We start from the raw sequence: 6,405 nt of genomic DNA on the forward strand, positions 1-6,405 counted from the left end.
ATCCTCGCCGATGCGCAGCCCGGCAAGGATGATGCCGAACACCGTCTTCGGTGTCGCGCCGGGCTGCGCATCGGCGAGGATGTCGGGGTGGGTCGGGTTGAACACGCCGGATGCCGGATCGATGAAATAACCGCCCTCGGTGATGGTCAGCGAAACGATCTTGATCGCCGGGTCGGCCAGCCGTTCGATGATGCCGGCCGCATCGCCGGGCATCAGGAAGTCGATCATGGCGCCGGTGACCCGGGCGCTCATATGGCCGCTGTCCTGCTCGACCACCGTGGTCAGCCAGTCCTGCTCTTCCAGTTTGCCGCGGCCGATCTTTTCACCGTCGAACACGCCGGCGCCGATCAGTGCCCAGTCATGGCCGACGCCCGAATTGAACAGATCGTCGAGATAGACGGCCTGATGCGAGCGATGGAAATTGCCGACTCCGAAATGCACGATGCCGGCCTTCAATGTCGCGCGGTCATACTTCGGGCCGGCGACCTCAGCGGGCAGTTTGGAGAGGTTTGAGGACGAGAGTTTCACGGTCATCTGTTTTACCCTTTGGCCGAATCTAGGCCTTCGTTACGCTCCTCTCCCGGTTGGGGAGAGGATAAGGGGTGGCACTGGCTACGCGCCCGCTGATGTCGGCCTCTGCTCCCCGCGGAGGGACGAGGAGCAGAGGCCGTCCCCCGCCCTCAACTCATCCACTGGCCGCCATCGACATTGTAGGTCTGGGCGACGATGTATTCGGCGTCGCTGCTGGCGAGAAAAACCGCCATGCCGGTGAGGTCCTGCGCCGTGCCCATGCGGCCATACGGCACTGCCTCGCCGACCAGCTTCTTCTTCTCGCCCTTCGGCCGGTTCTCATATTTGGCGAACAGCGAATCGACGTGATCCCAGTGCTCGCCGTCGACGACGCCAGGGGCAATCGCGTTGACGTTGATGCGGTGCTTGATCAGGTCGAGCCCCGCTGACTGTGTCAGCGAAATGACGGCGGCTTTGGTGGCGCAATAGACGCCGACCAGCGCCTCGCCGCGTCGTCCGGCCTGGCTCGCCATGTTGATGATCCTGCCGCCCCGGCCAGCGGCGATCATCGAGCGGGCGGCTGCCTGCAGCATGAACAGCGTGCCGGCGACATTGACGGAAAACAATTTATCGTAGCTTGCCTTGGTGATCTCGACGATCGGTGCCAGATCGAAAAGAGCGGCGTTGTTGATCAGGATATCGAGGCCACCGGTCTTCGTCTCGACGGCTTTCACCGCCGCCTCGATGGAGGCGAGGTCGGTGACGTCGAGCTTGACCGCATAGGCCTTGCCGCCGATCTCGGCGGCCGTCTTCTCCGCCGCCTCGAGATTGATGTCGGCTATGGCGACGGTGGCGCCTTCGCCGGCATAGGCTTCGGCGAAGGCTCTGCCGATGCCGCGGGCCGAACCTGTGATCAGCGCGGATTTGCCGGCCAGCCGCATGTTCAGATTGCCTTCCCGTCGGCGCCGAAGCGATGCAGCTTGGCCTTGTCGGGCGTCAGATAGATGGTGTCGCCATGATGGACGCCGAGTTCGCCGTCGGCGCGCACCGTCAGCGGGCCGACGCCATCGGCCTGGACATGCAGGAAGGTGTCGGAGCCGAGATGCTCGGCGACGCCGACGACCGCCTTCCATTCGCCCGCTGTGGTCGAGATCTCCAGGTGTTCGGGACGGATGCCGATGGTCTTGGCGCCGTTTTTGGCAGCCGGCGTGCCTTCGTTCAGGTTCATCTTCGGCGAGCCGATGAAGCCGGCGACGAACAGGTTCTTCGGCGTCTTGTAGAGCTCCATCGGCGAGCCGACCTGCTCGATGTTGCCGGCGTTCAGCACGACGATCTTGTCGGCCATGGTCATGGCTTCGACCTGGTCGTGGGTGACGTAGATCATGGTCGTCTTGAGCTGATGGTGCAGCTCGCTGATCTCCAGCCGCATGGTGCCGCGCAGTGCCGCATCGAGATTGGACAGCGGTTCGTCGAACAGGAAGGCGGTCGGCTGACGCACGATGGCGCGGCCGATGGCGACGCGCTGGCGCTGGCCGCCGGAAAGCTGGCCGGGCCTGCGTTCGAGATAGTTGGTCAGGTTGAGCACGCGCGCGGCGTCTCCCACCTTCTTGTCGATGGTCGCCTTGTCCTCGCCGGCCATCTTCAGCGGGAAACCGATGTTCTTGGCCACCGTCATGTGCGGATAGAGCGCATAGGACTGGAACACCATGGCGAGCTTGCGCTTGGCCGGTGCCTCGCCGGTGACGTCGCGGCCGTCGATGTTGATGGAGCCGCCGCTGGTGTCCTCGAGCCCGGCGATCAGCCGCAGCAGCGTTGACTTGCCGCAACCCGACGGGCCGACGAAGACGACGAACTCGCCATTCTCGATCACCAGGTCGAGACCGGGGATGATGGACGTCGCTCCGAAGGATTTGGAGACGTTCTTGAGCGTGATGTTTCCCATGATTTCCTCCCCGAGGGGTTATTTCTGCCGATTGCTTCGGGCAATTCCGTTACTTCACCGCGCCATCAATTATTTGACCGCACCAAATGTCAGGCCGCGCACCAGCTGCTTCTGGCTGAACCAGCCCATGATCAGGATCGGCGCGATGGCCAGTGTCGAGGCGGCCGAGAGCTTGGCCCAGAACAGGCCTTGCGGGCTGGAGAACGAGCTGATGAAGGCGGTCAGCGGTGCTGCTTCCGTCGTCGTCAGCCGGATCGTCCAGAACGCCTCGTTCCAGGCTAGGATGATGTTGAGCAGCATCGTCGAGGCGATGCCCGGCACCGCCATCGGCGTCAGCACATAGACGATCTCGTTCCACAGCGACGCGCCGTCCATGCGTGCCGCTTCCAGGATCTCGCCCGGTATTTCGCGGAAGTAGGTCTAGAGCATCCACACCACGATCGGCAGATTGATCAGCATCAGCATGATCATCAGGCCGATCCGGCTGTCGAGCAGTCCTGTGTCGCGGAAGATCAGGTAGATCGGGAACAGCACCGCGACCGCGGGCATCATCTTGGTGGACAGCATCCACATCAAGATGTCCTTGGTCCGCTTGGTCGGCGAGAAGGCCATCGACCATGCCGCCGGTATGGCGACGAGCAGGGCCAGGATGGTCGAGCCGACCGAGAGCAGCACCGAGTTGAAAAAGAATTTGAAGTAGCCGCTCTGCGCCTGAACCTCGGCATAGCTCTCGAACGTTCCCGACGGGATGATGCTGAAGCCCTGGATGGCTTCCTGCTCCGACTTGAACGAGGTGATGATCGTGTAGAGGATCGGGAAGAAGATCAGCAGGGCGACGATCCAGGCGGCAACTGTCGCAATCGTCTTGTGCTGGGTGGTGACTGAGCGTGCCATCGTAGCCTCCCTTACTTGTCCAGGTTCTTGCCGACGGCGCGCATGGCGAAGAAGGCAACGATGTTGGCGAGAATGACGGCGATCACACCGCCGGCGGATGCCTGGCCGATTTTGAACTCCAGCAACGCCTTCTGGTAGACGAGGAAGGGCAGGTTGGTGGAGGCGTATCCCGGGCCGCCATTGGTGGTGACGAGGATCTCGGCATAGACGGAGAGAAGGAAGATCGTCTGGATCAGGATGACGACCGTGATGGCGCGCGACATGTGCGGCAGCGTCAGATAGATGAAGCGGCTGATGAAGCCGGCGCCGTCCATCTCGGCGGCTTCCTTCTGCTCGCCGTCGAGCGACTGCAGCGCGGTCAAGAGAATGAGCGTGGCGAAAGGCAGCCATTGCCAGGCGACGATGATGATGATCGCCAGCATCGGATGCTGCCCGAACCAGTCGATCGGCTGGGCCCCGAAGAAGCGCGCTATGTCGGCGAACACCCCATATTGCGGGTGCATGATCATGTTCTTCCACACCAATGCGGCCACCGGCGGCATGACGAAGAACGGCGAAATGACCAGGATGCGCACGATGCCCTGGCCCCACATCGGCTGATCGATCAGCAGCGCCAGAAGGATACCGCCGATCACCGTGATCAGGAGCACGCTGACCACCAATGTGAGCGTGTTGAGGATCGACTGCAGGAAGGCCGGGTTGGAATAGAACAACGCGTAATTCGAGAAGCCGACAAAGCCGTCGCGGATCGGATTGAGCGGATTGTATTGCTGGAAAGAGAACCAGATGGTGATGACCAGCGGCACAATCATCCAGACGAACAGCAGCACCACGGATGGCGCCATCATGAAACGGGCAAGCGAACGGGTCTGCTGAGTAGCCATGACGTCACCCTTCACTGGTCAGACTGAATTTTCAAAAGGCGTTAAAGGCGGCCGCCCGAACTGGGAATTCGGGCGGCCGTTGCCGGTCAAGGAGGCGACCGGCAGTCGGCACCGGGAGGAGCCTTACTTGATGTATCCGCCTTCGGTCATTGCCGCGGTGGCAGCGTCCTGGGCCTGCTTCAGCGCATCGTCGACACTCGACTGGCCGGCAAGAGCCGCCGAGAAGAGCTGGCCGACCGTGGTGCCAAGTCCCTGGAACTCGGGGATGGCGACGAACTGGACGCCGACATAGGGCACCGGCTTGACGGTCGGATGCGTCGGGTCGGCGGCGTTGATGGAGTCCAGCGTCATCTTGGCGAACGGAGCCGCCTTCTGGTACTCGGCATTGGCATAGAGTGAGGAGCGCGTGCCCGGAGGAACGTTGGCCCAGCCTTCCTTCGAAGCGACCAGTTCGGCATAGTGCTTGCTGGTCGCCCAGGAGACGAACTTCTGGGCGGCATCGGCTTTCTGCGTCCCGGCGGGGATCGCCAGCGACCATGCCCACAGCCAATTGCCGCGCTTGCCCAGGCCATTGTCGGGTGCCAGCGCATATCCAACCTTGTCTGCGACCTGCGATGCCTTGGGATCGGAGACGAAGGACGCAGCGACGGTGGCGTCGATCCACATGCCGCATTTGCCCTGCTGGAACAGCGCCAGGTTTTCGTTGAAGCCGTTGGAGGACGCACCCTCGGGGCCGTCGGCCTTCATCAGGTCGACATAGAACTGCAGCGTGTTCTTCCATTCCGGCTGATCGAACTGTGGCTTCCAGTTCTCGTCGAACCAGCGCGCGCCGAAGGAGTTCGACATGGCGGTCAGGAAGGCCATGTTCTCGCCCCAGCCGGCCTTGCCGCGCAGGCAGACACCGTTCACGCCATTGGCGCGGTCGGTCATCTTGTCGGCGGCCTGCCTGATGAAGTCCCAGGTCGGCGCGTCGGGCATCTTCAGCCCGGCCTTCTCCATCAGGTCCTTGCGGTACATGACGAAGGAGCTTTCGCCGTAGAAGGGCGCGGCATAGAGCTTGCCGTCGACCGAAAGGCCGCCTGCGATGGCGGGGATGATGTCCTTGGCATCGTAGTCGTCGCCGAGCTTGTCGAGCGGCAGCAGCCAGCTCTGCTTGGCCCAGATCGGAACCTCGTAGGTACCGATGGTCATCACGTCGTACTGGCCGCCCTTGGTGGCGATGTCGGTGGTGACGCGCTCGCGCAGCACGTTTTCTTCGAGCGTGACCCAGTTGAGCTGGATGTCGGGGTTCGCCTTGGTGAAGTCCTCGGTCAGCTTTTGCATGCGGACCATATCGCCATTGTTGACGGTGGCGATGGTGATGGATTCGGCATGTGCGGCGAACGCAAGCGTGCTGGCCGACAACAAGCCCAGGGTGAGCGTGCGAAGTTTCATCAAATTCCTCCCTTGAACCAAGATGAGCATTTGCCTTGGCTTTGGGCAATTACTCACTTGGCGTGAATTATGTCAAGTCGGATTCGATGCTGCAGCGCAGCACCCGGGCGACACCGCAGGCCGGGACGAGCGGAAATTGCCAGGGCGAGAATCATCCCGGCCGGATACAGTGAGGCAGCAGCGGATAGATCTGCGAGAACCAGGCGCAGCCCGAAAGCTTGCCGGTCAGCCGGCGATCTCGGCCAGCAGCCAGTCGCGGAAGGCACGGATCTTCGGCACGTTGCGGCGCGCTTCGGGGTAGACCAGCCAATAGGCATGGCCGTCGTCGCCAACCAGATCGAAAGGCTGGATCAGGCGCCCGTCGGCAAGTTCCGCCTTGAACAGCGCCCTGGTCAGGACCGCGACGCCATGACCGGCGATCGCCGCATTGGCCTCATAGGCCTGCGCGCCCATGCTGCTGCCGGGCCGCTTGGCAAGATCGTGCGAATGCACGCCGGCAGCCTCGAACCATTGCGTCCACCAGATGTCGCCGGGATCGAGGATCGGCAGCCGCAACAGGTCCGCCGGTTCCCTGACGCCGCCGATGGTCGCCGCGAGTTTCGGGCTCAGCATCGGCGTGAAGTCGGCATCGAGCAGCTTGTGCGCCTCCAGGCCCGGCCATTTGCCGCCGCCCGAGCGGATGGCGATATCGGTATCCTCGCGGGCAAAGTCGGTCAGGCGGCTCGACGTTTCGAGCCGCAC

The 6,405-nt window shown here is 62.7% G+C and carries 5 protein-coding genes and 2 pseudogenes; all 7 read right to left on the minus strand.

The features are described 5' to 3' along the window. Positions 1-534 (minus strand): annotated as a pseudogene (locus EN939_RS16650) (mannitol dehydrogenase family protein); the annotation flags it as partial. A gap of 146 nt (positions 535-680) precedes the next feature. Continuing rightward, the gene (locus EN939_RS16655) at positions 681-1,451 is read right to left on the minus strand and encodes an L-iditol 2-dehydrogenase (RefSeq protein WP_127268861.1); all 771 of its coding nucleotides are present in this window, start codon (positions 1,449-1,451) and stop codon (positions 681-683) included. Positions 1,452-1,453: 2 nt separating this feature from the next. Beyond that, on the minus strand, positions 1,454-2,452 hold the full coding sequence (locus tag EN939_RS16660; RefSeq protein ID WP_127268863.1) for an ABC transporter ATP-binding protein: 999 nt from the start codon (positions 2,450-2,452) through the stop codon (positions 1,454-1,456). A 69-nt stretch (positions 2,453-2,521) separates the two neighbouring features. Further along, a pseudogene (locus tag EN939_RS16665) lies at positions 2,522-3,346 on the minus strand (carbohydrate ABC transporter permease). Between the two features lie 11 nt (positions 3,347-3,357). Continuing rightward, positions 3,358-4,230, minus strand: a complete 873-nt coding sequence (locus EN939_RS16670) for a carbohydrate ABC transporter permease (protein WP_013528414.1) — start codon at positions 4,228-4,230, stop codon at positions 3,358-3,360. A gap of 123 nt (positions 4,231-4,353) precedes the next feature. Continuing rightward, positions 4,354-5,664, minus strand: coding sequence for an ABC transporter substrate-binding protein (locus EN939_RS16675; RefSeq protein ID WP_127268865.1), 1,311 nt, complete (start codon positions 5,662-5,664; stop codon positions 4,354-4,356). 225 nt (positions 5,665-5,889) lie between these two features. Further along, a partial coding sequence (locus tag EN939_RS16680) for a LysR substrate-binding domain-containing protein (protein WP_245473105.1) occupies positions 5,890-6,405 on the minus strand: 516 nt, incomplete at its 5' end.

The organism is Mesorhizobium sp. M7A.F.Ca.CA.002.05.1.1, assembly GCF_003998335.1.
Taxonomy (GTDB): domain Bacteria; phylum Pseudomonadota; class Alphaproteobacteria; order Rhizobiales; family Rhizobiaceae; genus Mesorhizobium.

Coding starts and splice junctions, on each gene's coding strand:
- EN939_RS16660 (WP_127268863.1), bottom strand. CDS start 2,452: ATGGGAAACATCACGCTCAAGAACGTCTCCAAATCCTTCGGAGCGACG.
- EN939_RS16670 (WP_013528414.1), bottom strand. CDS start 4,230: ATGGCTACTCAGCAGACCCGTTCGCTTGCCCGTTTCATGATGGCGCCA.
- EN939_RS16655 (WP_127268861.1), bottom strand. CDS start 1,451: ATGCGGCTGGCCGGCAAATCCGCGCTGATCACAGGTTCGGCCCGCGGC.
- EN939_RS16675 (WP_127268865.1), bottom strand. CDS start 5,664: ATGAAACTTCGCACGCTCACCCTGGGCTTGTTGTCGGCCAGCACGCTT.